The 16669-nt window shown below is 69.1% G+C and carries 22 protein-coding genes and 1 pseudogene; 11 read left to right on the forward strand and 12 right to left on the reverse strand.

Going from position 1 to position 16669, the window contains the following annotated elements; genetic code table 11:
• Window positions 1-109: 109 nt before the first annotated feature.
• Both ACFY2Z_RS34075 and ACFY2Z_RS34080 read right to left on the reverse strand, forming a co-directional pair.
• On the reverse strand, window positions 110-685 hold the full coding sequence (locus ACFY2Z_RS34075; RefSeq protein ID WP_390747914.1) for an ImmA/IrrE family metallo-endopeptidase: 576 nt from the start codon (window positions 683-685) through the stop codon (window positions 110-112).
• The gene (locus ACFY2Z_RS34080) at window positions 686-1066 is read right to left on the reverse strand and encodes a helix-turn-helix domain-containing protein (RefSeq protein ID WP_390747915.1); all 381 of its coding nucleotides are present in this window, start codon (window positions 1064-1066) and stop codon (window positions 686-688) included.
• A 133-nt stretch (window positions 1067-1199) separates the two neighbouring features.
• Here ACFY2Z_RS34080 and ACFY2Z_RS34085 point away from each other — a divergent pair, with 133 nt between their 5' ends.
• Genes ACFY2Z_RS34085 through ACFY2Z_RS34095 form a run of 3 tightly spaced genes read left to right on the forward strand, consistent with a single transcriptional unit; the run spans window position 1200 to window position 2999 of the window.
• A complete protein-coding gene (locus tag ACFY2Z_RS34085; protein ID WP_390747916.1) occupies window positions 1200-1457 on the forward strand; it encodes a multiubiquitin domain-containing protein in 258 nt (85 codons plus the stop codon).
• Window positions 1432-2601, forward strand: coding sequence for a ThiF family adenylyltransferase (locus ACFY2Z_RS34090; protein WP_390747917.1), 1170 nt, complete (start codon window positions 1432-1434; stop codon window positions 2599-2601). The genes ACFY2Z_RS34085 and ACFY2Z_RS34090 overlap by 26 nt, the downstream gene beginning before the upstream one ends.
• Entirely contained in the window at window positions 2598-2999 is a 402-nt protein-coding gene (locus tag ACFY2Z_RS34095; RefSeq protein ID WP_390747918.1) for a DUF6527 family protein, read from the forward strand. Before ACFY2Z_RS34090 ends, ACFY2Z_RS34095 begins: the two co-directional genes overlap by 4 nt.
• A gap of 348 nt (window positions 3000-3347) precedes the next feature.
• Here ACFY2Z_RS34095 and ACFY2Z_RS34100 read toward each other — a convergent pair whose 3' ends face one another.
• The 3 genes and pseudogenes from ACFY2Z_RS34100 to ACFY2Z_RS34110 form a co-directional block, all read right to left on the reverse strand.
• The gene (locus ACFY2Z_RS34100) at window positions 3348-3998 is read right to left on the reverse strand and encodes an L-threonylcarbamoyladenylate synthase (RefSeq protein WP_390747919.1); all 651 of its coding nucleotides are present in this window, start codon (window positions 3996-3998) and stop codon (window positions 3348-3350) included.
• 274 nt (window positions 3999-4272) lie between these two features.
• A pseudogene (locus ACFY2Z_RS34105) lies at window positions 4273-4679 on the reverse strand (FAD-dependent oxidoreductase); the annotation flags it as partial.
• Window positions 4628-5125 (reverse strand): NUDIX domain-containing protein, encoded by a 498-nt coding sequence (locus tag ACFY2Z_RS34110; RefSeq protein WP_390747972.1) that lies wholly within the window; start codon window positions 5123-5125, stop codon window positions 4628-4630. The gene ACFY2Z_RS34110 and the pseudogene ACFY2Z_RS34105, both read right to left, overlap by 52 nt.
• Window positions 5126-5878: 753 nt before the next feature.
• On the opposite strand from ACFY2Z_RS34110, the gene ACFY2Z_RS34115 reads away from it, so the two are divergent.
• Window positions 5879-6154 (forward strand): helix-turn-helix domain-containing protein, encoded by a 276-nt coding sequence (locus tag ACFY2Z_RS34115; RefSeq protein ID WP_390747920.1) that lies wholly within the window; start codon window positions 5879-5881, stop codon window positions 6152-6154.
• A 59-nt stretch (window positions 6155-6213) separates the two neighbouring features.
• Here ACFY2Z_RS34115 and ACFY2Z_RS34120 read toward each other — a convergent pair whose 3' ends face one another.
• From ACFY2Z_RS34120 to ACFY2Z_RS34140, 5 genes are all read right to left on the reverse strand, one after another.
• The gene (locus ACFY2Z_RS34120; RefSeq protein WP_388995473.1) at window positions 6214-7311 is read right to left on the reverse strand and encodes an IS110 family transposase; all 1098 of its coding nucleotides are present in this window, start codon (window positions 7309-7311) and stop codon (window positions 6214-6216) included.
• Window positions 7312-8035: 724 nt separating this feature from the next.
• Window positions 8036-9241, reverse strand: coding sequence for a PP2C family protein-serine/threonine phosphatase (locus tag ACFY2Z_RS34125; RefSeq protein WP_069777868.1), 1206 nt, complete (start codon window positions 9239-9241; stop codon window positions 8036-8038).
• 402 nt (window positions 9242-9643) lie between these two features.
• Window positions 9644-10012, reverse strand: a complete 369-nt coding sequence (locus ACFY2Z_RS34130) for a hypothetical protein (RefSeq protein ID WP_351092570.1) — start codon at window positions 10010-10012, stop codon at window positions 9644-9646.
• Complete coding sequence (locus ACFY2Z_RS34135) at window positions 10009-10680, reverse strand: hypothetical protein (protein ID WP_310769926.1); 672 nt, start codon at window positions 10678-10680, stop codon at window positions 10009-10011. Before ACFY2Z_RS34135 ends, ACFY2Z_RS34130 begins: the two co-directional genes overlap by 4 nt.
• On the reverse strand, window positions 10671-11246 hold the full coding sequence (locus ACFY2Z_RS34140; RefSeq protein ID WP_352249778.1) for a sigma-70 family RNA polymerase sigma factor: 576 nt from the start codon (window positions 11244-11246) through the stop codon (window positions 10671-10673). Before ACFY2Z_RS34140 ends, ACFY2Z_RS34135 begins: the two co-directional genes overlap by 10 nt.
• Window positions 11247-11399: 153 nt before the next feature.
• Here ACFY2Z_RS34140 and ACFY2Z_RS34145 point away from each other — a divergent pair, with 153 nt between their 5' ends.
• The 7 genes from ACFY2Z_RS34145 (at window position 11400) to ACFY2Z_RS34175 (ending at window position 15757) form a co-directional block, all read left to right on the forward strand.
• Entirely contained in the window at window positions 11400-11891 is a 492-nt protein-coding gene (locus ACFY2Z_RS34145) for an Asp23/Gls24 family envelope stress response protein (protein ID WP_200418063.1), read from the forward strand.
• A gap of 84 nt (window positions 11892-11975) precedes the next feature.
• Entirely contained in the window at window positions 11976-12143 is a 168-nt protein-coding gene (locus ACFY2Z_RS34150; protein ID WP_030645371.1) for a hypothetical protein, read from the forward strand.
• Window positions 12140-12547, forward strand: coding sequence for an Asp23/Gls24 family envelope stress response protein (locus tag ACFY2Z_RS34155; protein ID WP_352357883.1), 408 nt, complete (start codon window positions 12140-12142; stop codon window positions 12545-12547). The genes ACFY2Z_RS34150 and ACFY2Z_RS34155 overlap by 4 nt, the downstream gene beginning before the upstream one ends.
• 112 nt (window positions 12548-12659) lie before the next feature.
• Window positions 12660-13286: a DUF6286 domain-containing protein gene (locus ACFY2Z_RS34160; protein WP_390747921.1), complete on the forward strand. Its 627-nt coding sequence runs from the start codon at window positions 12660-12662 to the stop codon at window positions 13284-13286.
• Window positions 13287-13314: 28 nt separating this feature from the next.
• Entirely contained in the window at window positions 13315-13923 is a 609-nt protein-coding gene (locus ACFY2Z_RS34165) for an alkaline shock response membrane anchor protein AmaP (RefSeq protein WP_390747922.1), read from the forward strand.
• A gap of 85 nt (window positions 13924-14008) precedes the next feature.
• Window positions 14009-14164 carry a DUF6131 family protein gene (locus ACFY2Z_RS34170; RefSeq protein WP_099054839.1) on the forward strand — a complete coding sequence of 52 codons (156 nt, stop codon included), beginning with the start codon at window positions 14009-14011 and terminating at the stop codon, window positions 14162-14164.
• A gap of 351 nt (window positions 14165-14515) precedes the next feature.
• Window positions 14516-15757, forward strand: a complete 1242-nt coding sequence (locus tag ACFY2Z_RS34175) for a PP2C family protein-serine/threonine phosphatase (RefSeq protein ID WP_390747923.1) — start codon at window positions 14516-14518, stop codon at window positions 15755-15757.
• Window positions 15758-15829: 72 nt separating this feature from the next.
• Here the strand turns inward: ACFY2Z_RS34175 and ACFY2Z_RS34180 are convergent, their stop codons facing one another.
• Together ACFY2Z_RS34180 and ACFY2Z_RS34185 are read right to left on the reverse strand one after the other, a co-directional pair.
• Entirely contained in the window at window positions 15830-16033 is a 204-nt protein-coding gene (locus tag ACFY2Z_RS34180) for a hypothetical protein (RefSeq protein ID WP_388995455.1), read from the reverse strand.
• The gene (locus tag ACFY2Z_RS34185) at window positions 16018-16647 is read right to left on the reverse strand and encodes a DUF5994 family protein (protein ID WP_352357893.1); all 630 of its coding nucleotides are present in this window, start codon (window positions 16645-16647) and stop codon (window positions 16018-16020) included. The genes ACFY2Z_RS34180 and ACFY2Z_RS34185 overlap by 16 nt, the downstream gene beginning before the upstream one ends.
• Window positions 16648-16669: the final 22 nt, after the last annotated feature.

The following is a 16669-nucleotide window of genomic DNA, read 5'->3' on the forward strand; positions in this document are numbered from 1 at the left end:
CCGGTGGCCGTTCTCATATCCGGACCCTCACTCCGACGCCGGGACAAACACCCGGATCAGGTGGGAACCGGTACACCACTTCCAGGGACGCAACCCATCGCCATGCATCTCAGACCGGAGGCGGGAACCCGTATTTCCGGGCAGCTCGCTTGGCCCGAACGCGCTGCCCCCTCATCTGCATCTGCGCGAACTGCTCGCTCACGCCGTAAGCGGCCGCGACGCGCGTGTTGTCCCAGCCGCCGTAGGCCATTCGCGTGGCTGCCGAGAGCGGCACCAGCAGTTCGCCGGCCATGAAAGTCGCCTGCTTCTCCTGCTCCGCGCTGAATTGGCGTTTATGGTCCTCGCCGAGGATCACATTGCTGAAGGAGTGCTCCAGCAGGTGGTGGCCAAGTTCGTGAGCGATGTTGGAGCGGCGGCGAGCAAGTGAATGGGACTCGTTCTCGACGATCACCCGCGCAGTCCCGAGGGGCACCAGCGCGGCCGACCAGGCCGATGATCTTCGCACCGTGAAGTGACCGAGGACCTCGGCGCCCATGCCGAACTCACGCAGACTGCCAAGGGCGTACACGCTGATGCCGTGCTCCTCGGCGAGCGCGTACGGATCGAGCGGATCCTCCGGCCCCAGACCGAGCCCAGCCCGCTCCTCCTGCGCGACCTCGCGCATCAGCGTCTGCGTCCAGCGCACTCAGCTGCTCCGGGACTCACGTTCGGCGCGGAACCGCCGGGCGGCAGCGCCGATGACCTCCTCGAGGTAGGCGACATCCCCCTCACTGAGGTCGCTGCGCGCCCGCAGCAGCGGCACCAGTGACGCCACGAGCTCCGGCTCCTCATGAGCGGGCTCCCCACCCGGGGTCACGTAGAAGGTCTCCGCCGGCATGCGCAGCCATGTCGTCATGGCTGCGAACGCGGTGACATCGGGCTTCAGTCCGTTGGCCATGCGGGAGACGGTGGACGCGCTCACTCCAAGTTCCTTGGCCAGCTGCCGCCAGGACAGCTCCTTCTCCGTGCGCGCAGCATCCAGAGCCGCGTGCAGGGCCTGCACATTCACGCTCGGGCTCTCGCTCATTGATATCCCTGGCTTCTCGCACTGCTCGACTTGTCGATCACTTCTGCTACAGTGTATCTGCTCGAAACTTCGAGCACTGACCGACATCAGCATGATGTTGGTCGGTACGGACACGCACGCCTGGAGGACTCCGATGTCGACGGACAGCCACGGACCTGGCCTCACGATCATCGTCAACACCCGCCCGCACACGTGGGAGGCGAAGGACATCACCTTCGAGCAGGTCGTCGAGCTCGCCTACCCCGGCCAGCCGCCGAACGAGCAGGACACCTACACGGTCCGCTTCAGCCGCGGCCACGAGGGACACGGCTCGGGCAGCCTGACGGCCGGCCACAGCACGAAGGTGAAGAAGGGAATGGTCTTCGATGTCTACCGCACTTCTCGCTCGTGACCCGGACCTGTCGCGCCTACTCGACGACGGATATGACGTGGTCTTGCAGGCGGGACACCTGATCGTCCGGCACATTCCCTACGTGACCGAGGCACGAGCCGTCGACTACGGATTTCTCGCCTACCCCGTGACCCTGAGCGGTGACCGCCTCGTCTCTGGCACGGACCACCGCATCTGGTTCGCCGGATCGCCACCGTGCAACGAGCACGGCCAAAGACTCCCCATGGCCAACCCGGAAACCCGTGCGATCACCGACGGACTGCGGGCCGACTTCATGCTCTCCAGCAAGCCGGGACCAGCCGGTTACCCCGACGAGTACACGAAAGTCACGGCCTACGCGCGGATCATCGCCGACCAGGCACAAGCGATCGACCCGTCCGTCACGCCCACCCCCGGCGCGGCGTGGCAAGAGATCGACGAAGACTCTCCCTTCGTCTACCGGGACACCGCCACCTCACGGGCCGGCCTCGCGGCCGTCAACCGCCGATACCGTGGCCACCGCATCGTGATCGTCGGTCTCGGAGGCAGCGGAAGTTACATACTCGACCAGGTCGCCAAGACAGAGGTCGACGCGATCATGCTCGTCGACGGCGACACCTTTGACAACCACAACGCATTTCGGGCACCGGGGGCACCGTCCATCGACACCCTGCGCAGCCGCCCGAACAAGGCCGCGTACTTCGCAGCGCTCTACTCCCACATGCACCGCGGCATCACCGCCTGCGAGGAATACCTGGACGAGGACAACCTCGTACTCCTCGACGGTGCGACGTTCGTGTTCATCGCCTCCGACGACGCAGCTAGCAAACCGGCCATCATGGACTGGCTGGAAGCCCGCGACGTGCCCTTCATCGATGTCGGCATGGGAATCGAGGAGATCGACGGTCGGCTCAGCGGACTGCTGCGGGTGACGACAAGCCTGCCTGGGCGTCGGCAGGAGGCCCGTCACCGGGTACCGTCACCAGCACCCGAACGCGATGCCTACGGACGCAACATCCAGACCGCCGACCTCAACGCGCTCAACGGGGTCCTGGCCGTCACCCGGTGGAAGCGCGCCATGGGCATCTACGCAGATGTAACCGATGAGGGCCATTCCACTTACTCGCTGGTCACCAACGAGATCGCCAACGAGGACCTGCCGTGACCGCCTCTGACACCCTTCGGCCAGTATTCGTCGAAGCCTTCCCGGCAGCGATGGACCAGGGAGTGCTGTACATCTCGATCCCGTACCGCACCTGCGGCCACCTGTGCTGCTGCGGCTGCGGGCAGGAGGTCGTCACACCGCTGTCGCCAGCGCAGTGGTCGCTCACCTACGACGGCGACAGCGTGTCCCTCGCCCCCTCAGTCGGCAATTGGGCACTCCCATGCCAGTCGCACTACTGGATCCACAAGAACCAGATCCGCTGGAGCCGACGCTTCTCGGCCACGGAAATCAGCGAAAACCGTGCACGCGACCGCCGTCGGCTCGCCACAGCCGCGAGCGAAGTCGCGCCAGGACCGCTGGCCAGGCTGCGCCACCGACTCAGCCCACGGCGTCGATAGGCCAGCCCCCCCAGGCGTCACCGCCCTACCGTCGGCGTACGGCGACGCGACGGAACCAGGGAAGAGCATTCGCGGACATGCCCGGACACAGAGTCGCTCCGGTACCCGGGCCCTGGAACCTCTCGCGCCCTGTGGATCTCGATGGGCGGTCACCGTCGACAAACATCGAGTGCATAACACGGCAGGCTGGTGAAAAGCCCTGAAAAACGAGTCACCGCTGGCCATCTACAGGGATCGTGACATCACCGCAGGTCAGCTCCTCTCGGTCGACAACTTCTGGTCGGAGTCACCGTGTTCACTCCAGAGGTCCCCTCCTGGCCGCCAAGCTGCCAGGAGGGGACCTGGCAGTCAGGCGATCCGAATCTCGGTGCCAAGCGCCACCGAGATGGCGCGTTGGTGAACGAGGCCCGTGCGCACGAGCCTGGCCTCCGGCGTGAAGCAGTCGACGATGGTCATGTGGTTGGCCGCCGGGCATACTCCGCCGTCGACGATGACGCCGGCCTCCAGGCCAGAGGCGGCCAGGAAGGCATGGACCTGCTCAACGGTGATGGCGGGGCCGGGGTCGTTCGGGCCTGCGTCTCCGGAGATGTTCGCTGTGGTCGCCGCGAGGGGGACTTTCACCGCCGCGGCGAGGTCCCCGAGGATGCCGGGAGCGACCGTGACCAGGGCCGGTGATCCGACTGCCGCGTGCCGGGCTGCGGCATCCGGGTTCTTCCACGGCAGCAGCAGTGCGAGATCGCCGGGCCAGAAGGCCGTCGCGAGGCGCGTTGCCTCCGGACTGAAAGTGAAGACGTCCTCGCACGAGGAGGCAGAAGGGGCAACGTAGGCGAGCGGCTTGCCACTCGGACGGCGCTTGCCGGTGATGATGCTGTCGCACGCCTGCGCGTTGCCGGCGTCGGCGCAGACCATGTACCAGCGCTGGGTCGGGACGACGACGAGTTCTCCGTCCTCGATCGCGCGCGCGGCGGCGGCGAGGTCTTCGGGTCCGATGACGCGCATGGGCTACTCCTTGTCGACTGCGGGCTGCGGAATGGAGGTGAGTGGTGAGTAGTCGAGCCACGGATCGCGGAGGAAAGCTGCGCTCCAACTTCACGCCGGGCGGCAACGGAGAGAACCCTGAGCCTTCCACGGTTCGGAAACATCGGGGCCGCGGGGGGTCACTCTGGGGCTTCTGGGTTTCTCGATTGCGGCCCCTGTCGCGGCACCTGCTACATCTTGCTGTCCTTCCCAGCACGGGCATGCGCGCGATGAGTGACCTCCAAGGCATTTCAAGTCACTTAGCGGAAAGCAACTCCCGGACTTCCTCGGCGCACCCCCACGACAACGTGACGCCGGCACCTCCATGTCCGTAGTTGTGGACGACTACGGCCCCGCCTTCCCCTCGCTCCGCGTCTACCCGGACCATGACCCGGGTCGGCCGGACCCCGATCCGGTGTTCCAGGACGCGTGCCTGAGCGAGGCGGGGTTCGACCTCGGTGCAGCAGGCGAGGATGCCGCCCGCTGCCTGTCGTTGGGCGCGACGTCGCCTTCGCCGTCGATGGCGGTGCCGCCCAGGACGACGGTGTCGCCGTGGGGGTAGAAGCACAGCAGGTCTGGCGACGGGCCGGTGTCGTCGGAGAAGAACTCGGTCAACCCCGGGTTGGTGACGACAACGTGCTGGCCACGAATGGGCCGCAGGTCTCCGGCCAGCCGTCGAACGAAAGGATCGGGCCCCCGTCCAGGTACCGCTTAACGGCGACCAGGGTGGTGTGCGTGAAGGGTTGCGGAAGGTCATCCGGAGGCACCCAGGCGATGGTGTCGTGCTTGTGCGGTTCCGCATTATGAGGAGTACCGCTCCACCGGTCAGTGTGGAAGACCAGGGCCATGAACATCCCTGAGGCCTCCGTTCCCCAGGCCCCATGGACTACGTGGACGAGGCGCAGGTCCGCCTCGGCAGCCACGACGGCCGTCTCCTCCTTCAGCTCCCGTACCGCGGTCGCGGTGATCGGTTCCTGGGGTTCGCCCTTTCCGCTGGGGACGTCCCACTCGCCAGGTGCGAAATCCAAGTGGCTGCTCCGCCGCAGGATGAGGAGTCTGCCGCTGGCAGGATCCGTGACGAGTACAGCAGCGATAAGCCGCGTCGTCATCGGTTCGCTCTTCCATCGGGCCGTCGGCTGATCGGACTCAGTCAATCGCCTTCCTCCAAACGATCTCGCGGCGTGGAAACCCCGCACCTCGACGAGGACCTGATCATGAATGCGTCTGCGCACTGCGGCCGACCTACGGGCCTTCAAGCACTCGACCGACGGTCGCCGGTCCCCCGTTGCCTCCCGCCCCGCTCTGCCGGTGATCCTACTGACTGAGAAGGAGCCCGGAAGGGCGTTCGGCACGGGCGGTCCTGTGGCCCCGTGGCGTGCAGCAGTTTCACTGCGAAGCGGCGCAACATAGCGCGGGATTGCCGGTTAGCCAAACCGGCAATCCTCGGGATCATTAATGGCCCACCGCCAACAACTGCTCGCACGTGGAAAGGCATCACGAAGACGACCACCAGATCGACTGGATAGCCCCTCCCAGCCTCTCGGGTAGCCACACAACTCACGCCCAAGATCCTGGGACCCCTTCAGCTCTCTGCAGCACGCAACCGCCCTATCGCCGTTCCGGGGTAGTGGCACATTCTGGTGGAGGCGAATATCGACATCCATCGACGGCCCGTAGCGTCATTGATCTCAGCTCGTATGGGTGTAACCGCTACCGACCCTTGCCGCTGTGTCATTTTCGCCAGCTGACTCCGCAGTACGGGGACCCAACCGCCGGCTACGCGCAGCCGCTGCTCTCCACAGTTCAAGATCTACCGGCAATGCGTAAGCGAAGCCGCCTGAGCAAGGACGAAAGACTTCGAAATGCATCGAGAAAACATCGAGCTGCCAGGCCCCCGCTACAGCCCTACCCACATACGTGCTACCTGGGAGGGAACGGGGAGCGTGGAGGATGCCTCCAGGGCATTGGGATTCTCGCGAGCGAAGGGCTACGACCTCGTGCGCCGCGGAGAATTCCCCTGCCGCGTGCTACACATCGGCCGTACGACACGTGTCGTCACCGCATCCTTGCTCCGGGTGCTCGAGAGCGGGGAGCCCGAGTGCAACGGTGCCCGAGCCAGCCGCAACACTTCGTCGTAGCTCGCCCGTGCAGAAGCCCCGTCGGGATGCTTCCCGACGGGGCTTGCTCTCAGACGCCCCTATAACGCGGGGGCGCGGGAAACCGGTCTGACCAGGTTGAAGACCTCGCGGGCGACATACCGCTTGAGGCATCGGATGATCTCGCGCCGGGTCTTGCCTTCCTGGGTGCGGCGTTCGTAGTACGCCTGGGTTCGGGGGTCGTGGCGCAGGCGGGTGAACACGATGCGGTGCAGGGCGGCGTTGGCCTGCCGGTCGCCGCCGTGGTTGAGCCGTCGCGTGATGCGCCGCCCGGAGGAGTACTCGATGGGGCTGACTCCGCAAAGGGCAGCAAAGGACGCCTCGGTGTTCAGCCGCTCGGGATTGTCCCCCATGGTGATCAGGAGAGTGACGGCGCTGTCCGGGCCGATGCCCATCGGTACGAGCAGTTGCGGCGCGTGGCGTTCGACGAGCCGGGTCAGGCGTTGGTTCAGCTCGTTGATCTGCCCGGTGAGCTGTTCGATGCGTTCGGCGAGCATGCGTAATGTCATGTGGGTGGCCTGGACCACCGCGTCCTCGTCTCCCCCACCCTCGGGAGAGCCGAGGCGCGCGCAGGTGCGGAACAGCTCGGCATTGCCCAAGCTCGACAACCGTTCCCGCAGGGCGGGGTCGGCGATCACTAGGACGGCCTTGAGCTGGTTGATCGCCTGTGTGCGGGCCTTGACCGCGGAGTCCTTGGCGAGTTTGTAGATCCGGGCGCCTTGCACGGGTCCGTCGCCGGACTTGGCCTGGGCCCGGGTGCGACCGCTGAGCACGGCTCGCGCTGCGGCCTGCGCATCGAGCGGGTCCGACTTGCCGAGCAGACGGCGGGCTGTGCGGTCGGGCCGGTTCACTTCGAACACCTGGATCTGCTGGGTCAGCAGGTAGCGGGACAGGCCCGCGCCGAAGGTACCGGTGCCCTCCACACCGGCCCGGCGCACCGTCCCCCGCCTGCGGGCCCACACGAGCAGCCGCCGGTAGCCGGCCACCGTCGCCGGAAAGGACTCGGTGCCCAGGATCTTGCCCAGCGGGGACACCACGGCGGCGACGTGAACCTCACCGTGCGTGTCCACGCCGAGCACGACTTCTCTCCGCACGGGAGGATCCGTACTGGAGGAGGTGCTGCGCTGTCTGGTCGTCATGGTGGTTCGCCTCCCGCAGGGTGACACGCTGAGTGGATGGCACCGGCCCGCTCGGGCGGTCTGAACCGTGATGGCGCCTGGAACTCGGCAAGGCCCCTATTGGGACACGCCCTGTGGCTCGGTGACAGCAGAAGCCAGCCCGCAACGACGGTCGACAAGCCTGTGACTGGACACTTCGGTCAAAGATCTCAAGAGTCAGACCCCCGTCCGGGACGGCATCGCGCAACCGTCGCATCGATCCCGGCGTATCGGCATCTACCGACCACAGCCGGATGGCTTCGCCCGAACCAATGCCCAACCTGGCCGGAGCAGGCTGAGAATGAGTTGACTCCCCGCCCACTCGCGACCGGCAATGACAGACAGCCGTCTGGGCCGCCTTACGGTCGCCCTCCATCGGCCATCGCACGAACGGCTTCGAGCCCTCATTCTGGTGCACGGTTGTCCGCAAGTCATGGCGCGGGCTGCCAAAGAGGCTGCCTAGCAACTCGGCAAAGGCACCGGCGAGTGCTTGGGAACTCGGTCTACTCGAGTAACGGGGAACAGCAGCACCGCACGAAGGGGCGCCCGCGTGGAAGGCATGGCGCATGTGGGCGCTGCCGGACCCGATGCTCGCGGCCCCCGTCACCGACCCGGCGCCGCCCGATGGGTGGGCCGCCGAGGAGAAGTGGGACGGTTCTCCAGACACCTCGTGATGTCTCATTCGCGTTGGCACCGTTCACCCAGGTCACGACTGGTCCTTCGTGCGTGCGGCTGAGGCTTGCCGGGTGTCTGCGCCGCTGCTGACGTGCCGCTGGGTCTCCTGGGGGCCGTGCCAGTCCAGGCAGACGGCGGTGGCATCGTCTTCGAGCCGGCCGTCGGCGGCGTCCCGGACCGCGGACGTCAGCGCCAGCGCGGTCTCCCTCGGGTGCAGATTCCGGGTGCACCCCAGCAGGGCGGGCAGATCGACCTTCTCTCCGTGACGTTCGAGCATGCCGTCGGTGAACATGAGCAGACGGTCACCGGGCCGCAGGTCGAGGTCCTGCACACGGTACGGGTGGGGAGTCAGCTCAGACAGCCCGAAGGGATGGTCCACCTCGCAGGCAATCGTCTCCACAGCCCCGTCGCGCATGCGCAGCGGCCAGGGATGACCGGCGTTGACGAACCGGGCCCGCCCGGTATGGAGATTGATGCGCAGGAGCTGCCCGGTGGCATGACCGTGGCCGTGTTCGATCAGTGCCTGGTCTGCCCGGTGGGCCTGTTCGCCCAGGCCGGTGCCCGCCCGGCGGGCACCGCGCAGGGCGCCCACCAGGACCGTGGCGGCCAGGGCGGAATCCATGTCGTGGCCCATGGGATCGGTCACCGACACGTGCAAGGTGTCGCGGTCCACGGTGTAGTCGAAGGTGTCGCCGCTGAGGTCCTCGGAGGGCTCCAGGTTCCCGCACAGGGTGAACTGTGCGGCCTCGCACGACAGCGACAGGGGCAGCAGCTGGTACTGGATTTCAGCTGCCAGGGTGGCCGGCTTGGAGCGTTTGCCCCAGGTGTAGAGATCGGTGAAGCGGCCGTTGGCGATCACGATGTAGGCCAGGATGTGGGCGGCTTCCCCGACTGCGTCGAGCACGTCCTCGCCAGGGCCGGTCGGCAGGAGCAGTTCCAGCAGCCCGATCGCATCCCCGCGGTTGGTGACGGGCACGATCACCCGCTGCCCCTCGCCGGTCGCGTCCTGATACAGGCGCTGGGTACGGATCACCTCCTCGTAGACACTGCCGAACAGGGGAACCCGCTCGGCCTGCCGCCCACCCTGAGTGGGAGCGGTGGACAGCCGAGCCACCGCCTTCCCCGTCAGGTCCACGATGAGGAAAGAGACCTTAGTGGCCTCGAAACGCCGCCGCAGGTCCTCCGCGATCACGTCGACGGCGTCCGCCGGCGCCGCTGTCTCCGCTGCTGTCAGCAATCGAGTGAGCCCACTTTGTCCACCGCTCACGACCGCAGTCCCTTCCGCAACCCCCCACCAGCTTGGTAATCACCGCAGTGAGCGTCAATCCGTGAACAGTCACGCTCCGGCGTTCGCCCGCGGACGGGGCCGCCACGGCTGCTCTGTACAAAAGCGGCTCGACAGGCCGATGTCTTATGCGACACGCCAGAGTCTGGAGCTCCATGGTGGGCGGGCTTCGACACGTCCGGAGGAGTAACTCACAGCCGGTCACCCCGTACGGGAGCCGGATCGTCGGCGGCACCGAGGCTTGAGCCGCGACCACCCATGTAGGACTTCCGGACGGGGAGCAGCGCGCTCCCACGGTCGGCGACCTGCCGCTTGCCGAACGACGGTTCGTGGGGCCTGTGCCCGCGCCGCCGCTCATGCCGCGTCGCGCCAGGCGGCGATACCGGTCACCGTGACCGCGACGGTGACCGGCTCCGCGGCACCGTGGGTGGCGAGGTGGGTGACGAGGGCGGCTGTCACCCGGTCGTGGACGTTTCGGGCGATGTCCAGCGCCCGCCGACCCTCCGTCAGGACGCAGCGCACCTCGATGTGCCATCCCGAACCGTCCGGCGCCCGGTCGGCGCGTACGCCGGCCTCAGGTGGCGTGGTGTCCGCCCGGGTGGGCGCGGCGGCTGCCGCGAGGCGCCGGGCGAGGCGGGGCTGCAGGGCGGCCACGCCAGGAACCGCGAGGGCTGCCTCGGCCGCGACGCCGGGGAGCGCGGTGGTGCCGGTGGCGGTCATCATGCGCCACCGCCCGTCGGGAGGCGGGGACCGAGGGTCGGTCCCGGTTCCAGTACGTCGGCCACGGTGATGTCGACGGCTGTCACCGTGAGCCCCAGGTCCTGTCCGGCCGAGTGGAGGACCGATCGGCGTACCTGGTGGACCCGGTCGGGCAGCGGGCGGTCGAGGGCGGCGGCCAGGGTCATGGTCACCCGCACGTCGGTGCCGTTGCCCTCGTGTACGAGCCGGCAGGTCGCGGCCCTGGCACCGGGGACCGTGTCCGCGGCCCGCCTCAGCACCTTGGCCGCGGCGCTCTCGGCGATCCGCAGGTCCCGGTCGGGGTCGGCCAGGGGCAGCAGCCGCCCGAACCGGACCTCTGCCCTGACGACGTCCATGACCCGGTCGGCGAGTGCGTGCAGGCCCGGAGGGTCCTCGTCGCGCAGCGTCCGGGCGGCCGCGTTCACCGTGGCCAGTCCCTCGACCGCCTCTCGGCAGTATGGACAGGACACCGGGTGCGGGTCCGCGGCCGGTGGTGCGTCCCGCGCCTGTTCCCAGACCCGGCTGAGCAGGCGGCCGCAGGGCAGTACCTCATCGCCTGCGATCGGGGGCACGTCGGCGGCGGCCCAGCCGTTGCGGGGCCCGCCGGCTCCGGGCGGTTCGGGAGGCCGCGTGTGCGGGTCGTCTAGCGCCATGAGCCCATCGCCTCCTGCAGGGATCGGCGTGCCCTGAACAGTCTGCCGCGTGCCGTCTGCTCGTCGGTACGCGTCACGTGCGCTATCTCCTTGTAGGGCAGGCCCTGCACCTCCCTCAGGATCCAGCAGACCCGCTGTCCGGCGTCCAGCTCGGCGAGCGCGCGGAACAGGGCGGCCATGGCCGCGTCCTCCTCGGCGGTCCGGGCGGGCTGGCTCCACGCGTCGCCCGCCGCGGGTTCGGCGACGGTGTCCAGGGAAAGAGGCGGCGGCCGTCGGTGGCACATGGTCTGGCAGCGGTTGACGGTGATCCGGTACATCCAGGTGTGGAACTCCGCCCTGTGGCGGTATTCCGGCAGGTGGCGCCAGGCGCTGACGAAGGCGTCCTGAACGGCCTCTTCTGCGTCCTGGGGGTTGCCCAGCATGCAACGGGCCAGGGTCAGGAGGGACCGGCTGTGCCGCTGGACGAGAACGGCGAAGGAGTCCTCGTCCCCCTCGGCCGCCCGTACCGCCAGCAGGCGGTCGGGCAGGTCGCACCCCAGTCGTGGGGAAGCAGTGCGTTCGATCATGACGCTCCCACGCAGGCTCGGAACGATCGTGTACCCCTGATACGAGTTGTGACGCACATCACATGCCAGACGCGTGAGGATTGTGCCGCCCGGTATGTCCAACGTTAGACGGGCACCATTCCGGTGTCCGGCCGACCGATCGAGGCGACCGCCATGACGGACAACATCACCAGCGTCGGCGGGGGCAGCCGGCCCGAAGCGGGCGTGAGCGCGCTCAAGGGCCGCACCGGGGCCGGGGCTCCGGCCGAGACACGGGGCAGGACCACCATCGCGGACGGTGTGGTGGCCAAGATCGCGGGCATGGCCGCCCGCGAGGTACCGGGCATCCACAGCCTGGGCGCGGGGATGGCCCGCGCCTTCGGCACCATGCGCGAACGCGTCCCCGGCGCAGGCGGAGGCGGAGCGGTCACCCGCGGCGTCAAGGTCGAGGTCGGGGAACGGCAGGCCGCGGTGGACCTGGACGTCGTCGTCGAGTACGGCGTCTCCATCGTCGACGTCGCGGGCGGCGTACGCACCAATGTCATCAGCGCCGTGGAGCGGATGACGGGCCTGGAGGTCGTCGAGGTGAACATCGCCGTCGACGACGTCCACCTGCCCGACGACGAGGAGGAACAGACCGGACCGGACGAGGGCCGCGTGAGGTGACCGCTGCCGGGAGCACCGCCGTGTCCTCGGGCACGAGCGGATGATCACGGCGGGAGGGACGCTCGCGAGACGGGTGAGTGCGAGATGAACACAGCAACGACGGGACTCGCGGCCGGTATGGCCCTCGGCTTCGCTGGCTACTTCGGCGGCTTCTGGGCGTTTCTGCTGGTGCTGGTCCTGGGCGCGGCGGGGCTGATCGTCGGCCTCGTCGTACAGGGCGACCTGGACCTCCGGACACGGAGGCAGCGGTGAAGACCCGGCCCGGTTCCCCCGGTGAGGGGTCGGGCCCGCCGGCGCCGGCCGCCGGGCTGCCGCTCCCGGCCGAGCGGGGCGCAACCGTCATCCCGGACAGGGTGGTCGCCCGCATCGCCGCGCAGGCCGCGCGCGCGGCGCAGTCGCGGCGCGCCGCGGTACCGCCCGATCGGGGCGGACCCGCGGCACCCCACGCCTCCGCCGCCGTCCGTACCGGATCGGTGCGCCTGCATCTGACCATGGACCTGCCCTACCCCACCGACATCCCCCGTGTCTGCGAGCGGATCCAGCGGGACGTCGCCGAACGGGTCGCCCAGCTGACCGGGCTGCGAGTGGGAGAGGTCCTCCTCACCGTCCGGCGGCTGGTGACCGCCACCGACCCGAGCCGGGGGCGGGTCCGGTGAGCGGCCGGGCGGCCCGGGTCACCGGGCACGCCGTGCAGGAAGGGCGATCGTGATGACATCCGGTCCACATCCCCCGGGCCGCGGCTCCGCGTCGTCCGGGCACCGTGCCGCAGTGCCGCTGACGAAGGAGCCCGATCCTCCCGAACGCGACGTGTCCCCCTCGGACCTCACAGCCGGTGAGCGCAGAGGAGGGCACCGAACCCGTCGCAAGTGGTCGGCGCGCAGCGTCACGGCGGCGCTCGTCGCCGCGGTAATCCTCGTGGTCGCGGTCGCGACGCTCGTCGACGTCGTCGCCGTACGGGCGGGACGTCCGGCCGCGGCCTGGCGACGGCACCTGGCCTACGAACTGGCGACCCGCCCGGTGGACGACGTGTGGATGCTGACGGGGGCCGCCGTGGCCGCCGCCGTCGGCGTCTGGCTGATCGTCCTGGCCCTCACCCCCGGTCAGCGACGCTGGCTGCCCCTGCGCTCACCCGCCGGCTGCCCGCGATTGCGGGCCTTCGTGGACCGCAACAGCGCCGCCGTCCTGCTGCGCGACGCCGCCATGCGGGTCCCCGGAGTCGGCGCGGCACACGTCCTGGTGGGCCGCCACCGCATCAAAGCCCGCGCGGACGTCCGCTTCCGAGACCCCCGACAGGTGAAGGACGACCTCACCGCCGTCCTCGACGAGGAGCGCGACCGGCTCGCCCTCGCCCGTCCTCCCCGCATCGCCGTACGGGCGCGGCGACGCACCCGCTGACACAAGACCCGCAGCACCGGAGCCCGCCATGACGCCGCGATCCGCCCTCAACCGCACTCTGCTGGCCCTCGCCGGACTGGTCCTCCTCGGCGGCGGACTGCTCATCCTCTTCGCCGGGCTCGACCTCTACCGGCGGCACGATCTGGCCCCACCCGCCGGCTGGCCCCTGACCACCCCGGCCGACGTCCTGCTCGGCTCCGCCGACCGGGCACGCTGGAGCAGCCAGGGCTGGTGGTGGTGGCCCGCGGTCATCGCCGCCCTCGTCCTCACCGCCCTGCTCGCCCTGTGGTGGCTGCTCGCCCAGCGGAGCCGACACCGCCCCGGCTCACTACCCGTCGGCGGCACACCCCCGCAGGAGGGCGTCGAACTGCGCGACCGCGCACTCAGCGAAGCGATCGCGAACGAAGCCGGTGCCCTGCCAGGGGTAGGCCATGCGGGCGTACTCATCACCGGCCGACCGGGCCGCCATCACACCCGCATCAAGCTCACCCTCACCCCCGAGGGCACGCCCGGCGCCACTCTCGGTGCCCTGTGCGAAGGCCCGATCGGCACCGCGCGTCGGTCCACCGGCCTCATCGACATGCCCGCCGAGGTCCGCCTACAGGTCAGCCGCCACGGACCACACCGCGTGGAGTAAGGAGGAGATCGGCCGTTCCCGCCGACGCCCTTGCGGCCCACCGCGGTTCGCGGGCGCGCCGACACCACTCCCCGAAGGAGAGATCATGATCATCCTGGGCGTCATACTGCTCGTCGTCGGCTTCCTCACCGGCCTGTCCATCCTGTGGACCATCGGGATCATCCTGCTGGTCGTCGGAGCCATCCTGTGGATCCTCGGCGCGATGGGACACGCCGTCGCCGGTCGACGCCACTACTGGTAGGCGGGGTCGGTTGCCCTGCAGGGTAGTGATCCATGCTGCGGGCAGGCCGGCAGACGGCGCGGACCCCACCAAGATGTTCGCGGCGGCGGACGACGACGGCGGAGAGGTCGATCCGCCTGAGGCCGCCGCCGGTGCCGGCCAGCCGCCGCGGCTCGGACGCGGGGTGCCCGGTGGCCGTAGTGCCGGTCCTCGCCGCACGAGCACACGGCCGACTCGTTGGGGAGTCGGTGGATCGGCCCCCACGGTCCGGGCGGAAGTTCCCCACCGCGTCGGCCGGTGAGTCTCCGTCGGGAGTTCGTATGCACAGCACCTTCGTGAGGATCCGCCCGAACGTCCCCCGGGACCACGGCGATGACGGGCGGTGAGCGGCAAGGACCCGCGGAAGGCTCCACCCGGTCGGAGCGCTTCGGGGAGGAGTTTCTGGGAGTCCTGCTGGACCAGGGGCACGAGTTGCCGCCGCACGAGCTCGGTCCGCTCGTCGCACGGCAGATCGGCATGCTCGACGGCCGCGAGACCTCGCTCTTCCTGCAGGACTACGGCCAGGTGTGGCTCGTCCCCCTGCCGGGCGACGGGCTGGCGGCCGGGGAACCGCAGCCGATCGACGGCTCCGACGCCGGACGCGCCTTCCGGGAAGCGCGTCCCGTCGAGGTTTCGCAGGCCGACGGTGTGCGGGTCTATATGCCCCTGCTGGACGGTGGCGACCAGGTGGGCGTCCTGGCCGTCACCCTGGACCGTCTCCACGACGACGAGCGACGGCTGTTGCGCAGGCTCGCCTCGCTCGTGGCCGACATGCTGGTGACCAAGCACGGTTACACCGATCTGTTCTTCCGGCTGCGCCGCAGGGAACCGATGAGTGTGGCGGCGGAGATCCAGTGGTCGCTGCTGCCACCGCTGGCGATGTCCACGCCCCGGGTCGAGCTGGCCGGGATGCTGGAACCCGCCTACGACGTGGCCGGCGACAGCTTCGACTACGCCCTCAACGGCGATGTCCTGCATGTGGCCATGGTCGACGCGATGGGCCACGGACTGGACGCCGCCACGATGGCCACGGTGGTCATCGGAGCCTACCGGCATGCCCGGCGCATCAGCGTCGGCCTGTCGGAGATCTATACGTTCATGGACCGGGCCGTCGCCGAGCAGTTCGGCCCCGACCACTTCGTGACCGCTCAGATGATGCGGCTCAACACGGCCACGGGCAGGCTTCAGTGGGTCAACGCCGGACATCCCGCTCCTCTGTTGATCCGTGGACACCGTGTCGTACGACGGCTGCAGGGCCCGACGACGCTGCCCGTCGGTTTCGGCGGTCACGAGCCCCGGATCAGTGAAGTGGCTCTCATCCCCGGCGACCGGATCCTGTGCTTCACCGACGGACTGATAGAGGAGCGCGATGTCGGCGGTGAGGAATTCGGTGAGGAGCAGCTCATCGGGTGGGTGAACCGCCTTGAGCCCACGGCGCAGCAGATCCGGACGGTGGCGCGCTCCCTCTCCCACACGCTGCAACGGGCGCGGGGCGGGATCACGACGGACGATGCGACGCTCCTGCTGATCGAATGGCGCGGGAGCGCCACCGACGACCTCGCCCTCCTGGAGTGAGCCGGCAGCGCACCACCATGGACATGGCCGACGGCACACTACGTTCCTCTCCCGCCGCTCTTTGCGAAAGTCCTACCGGCGGGGGCGGCTCCGCGATGCTCCTTGGAGCGGGTTCACTTCCCCGTGCGGTGCCATGGCGAGAACCGCCACCGCCGGGTACGGCCGGAAGGTCAGGGTCTCCATGCGATCATCGTGGCTCGCGGTGAACAGCTGAATCACGATCACACCGAAGACGATCATCGCGAGCAGCACGCTCACCGTCACGAAGGTGCCCATATCTCCCATGCTCCTGCTGCCGTGGTGGGGGGCCCGTGACCGGTGACCGGTCCGTCAGGAGTGCGTGAGGCGGGGTGGGGGGCGTCGTGTCCGCCTTCGGAGTCCCAGACCGCCTCCCCGAGTGAGTCCGAGTCGGCCGCTGCCTCTGCCGCGGCCCGGAAACGTTCGGCCTCATGGATCAGGCCGGTCGCCGTGAGGCTCCGTGACGGGTCGGTGGCCGCGGCCATGAGCCGGGCCGCGGTGGCCGGGGCTGTCTCCGGTGGGATCACCAGCAGGTCCCAGCGGCCGAAGGTGTAGGACAGCAGCAACAGCTTGTGCGGGTCCTGCCCGGCGTTGGACCAGCCGACGCGCACCATGTGGCCGTGCGCGGGCACTTCACCCGGGATGACCGGCCACAACGTGCGGCTCACCGCTATCCGGGTGATCCGCCCCCACAGCGGGTCGAGACATTCGACGAGCGCCGGGAGCTCCTCCGTCAGGTTGCGCGAACGGGGCCACCAGGCACCGTCGATCAGGGCCGGAGGGGCGCCGGCCCGCGCCAGCGTGAGTCGGAGCGGTGACGAAGAAGGGGCCCGGTCTCCGACTGCGGGTGTGAACGGAATGGTCGCGGTCATGACGCGGACCCAACCCCGGGCC

Origin of the sequence: Streptomyces sp. NPDC001222 (genome assembly GCF_042896945.1) — a bacterium.
GTDB classification, from domain to species: Bacteria; Actinomycetota; Actinomycetes; order Streptomycetales; family Streptomycetaceae; genus Streptomyces; species Streptomyces gibsoniae.

What these genes read in the sequence shown, in the direction of transcription:
- ACFY2Z_RS34080 (WP_390747915.1), bottom strand. Translation starts at nt 1,066, where the DNA reads ATGAGCGAGAGCCCGAGCGTGAATGTGCAGGCCCTGCACGCGGCTCTG.
- ACFY2Z_RS34085 (WP_390747916.1), top strand. Translation starts at nt 1,200, where the DNA reads ATGTCGACGGACAGCCACGGACCTGGCCTCACGATCATCGTCAACACC.
- ACFY2Z_RS34090 (WP_390747917.1), top strand. Translation starts at nt 1,432, where the DNA reads ATGTCTACCGCACTTCTCGCTCGTGACCCGGACCTGTCGCGCCTACTC.
- ACFY2Z_RS34100 (WP_390747919.1), bottom strand. Translation starts at nt 3,998, where the DNA reads ATGCGCGTCATCGGACCCGAAGACCTCGCCGCCGCCGCGCGCGCGATC.
- ACFY2Z_RS34110 (WP_390747972.1), bottom strand. Translation starts at nt 5,125, where the DNA reads ATGACGACGCGGCTTATCGCTGCTGTACTCGTCACGGATCCTGCCAGC.
- ACFY2Z_RS34115 (WP_390747920.1), top strand. Translation starts at nt 5,879, where the DNA reads ATGCATCGAGAAAACATCGAGCTGCCAGGCCCCCGCTACAGCCCTACC.
- ACFY2Z_RS34120 (WP_388995473.1), bottom strand. Translation starts at nt 7,311, where the DNA reads ATGACGACCAGACAGCGCAGCACCTCCTCCAGTACGGATCCTCCCGTG.
- ACFY2Z_RS34130 (WP_351092570.1), bottom strand. Translation starts at nt 10,012, where the DNA reads ATGATGACCGCCACCGGCACCACCGCGCTCCCCGGCGTCGCGGCCGAG.
- ACFY2Z_RS34135 (WP_310769926.1), bottom strand. Translation starts at nt 10,680, where the DNA reads ATGGCGCTAGACGACCCGCACACGCGGCCTCCCGAACCGCCCGGAGCC.
- ACFY2Z_RS34140 (WP_352249778.1), bottom strand. Translation starts at nt 11,246, where the DNA reads ATGATCGAACGCACTGCTTCCCCACGACTGGGGTGCGACCTGCCCGAC.
- ACFY2Z_RS34145 (WP_200418063.1), top strand. Translation starts at nt 11,400, where the DNA reads ATGACGGACAACATCACCAGCGTCGGCGGGGGCAGCCGGCCCGAAGCG.
- ACFY2Z_RS34150 (WP_030645371.1), top strand. Translation starts at nt 11,976, where the DNA reads ATGAACACAGCAACGACGGGACTCGCGGCCGGTATGGCCCTCGGCTTC.
- ACFY2Z_RS34165 (WP_390747922.1), top strand. Translation starts at nt 13,315, where the DNA reads ATGACGCCGCGATCCGCCCTCAACCGCACTCTGCTGGCCCTCGCCGGA.
- ACFY2Z_RS34170 (WP_099054839.1), top strand. Translation starts at nt 14,009, where the DNA reads ATGATCATCCTGGGCGTCATACTGCTCGTCGTCGGCTTCCTCACCGGC.
- ACFY2Z_RS34175 (WP_390747923.1), top strand. Translation starts at nt 14,516, where the DNA reads ATGACGGGCGGTGAGCGGCAAGGACCCGCGGAAGGCTCCACCCGGTCG.
- ACFY2Z_RS34180 (WP_388995455.1), bottom strand. Translation starts at nt 16,033, where the DNA reads ATGGGCACCTTCGTGACGGTGAGCGTGCTGCTCGCGATGATCGTCTTC.
- ACFY2Z_RS34185 (WP_352357893.1), bottom strand. Translation starts at nt 16,647, where the DNA reads ATGACCGCGACCATTCCGTTCACACCCGCAGTCGGAGACCGGGCCCCT.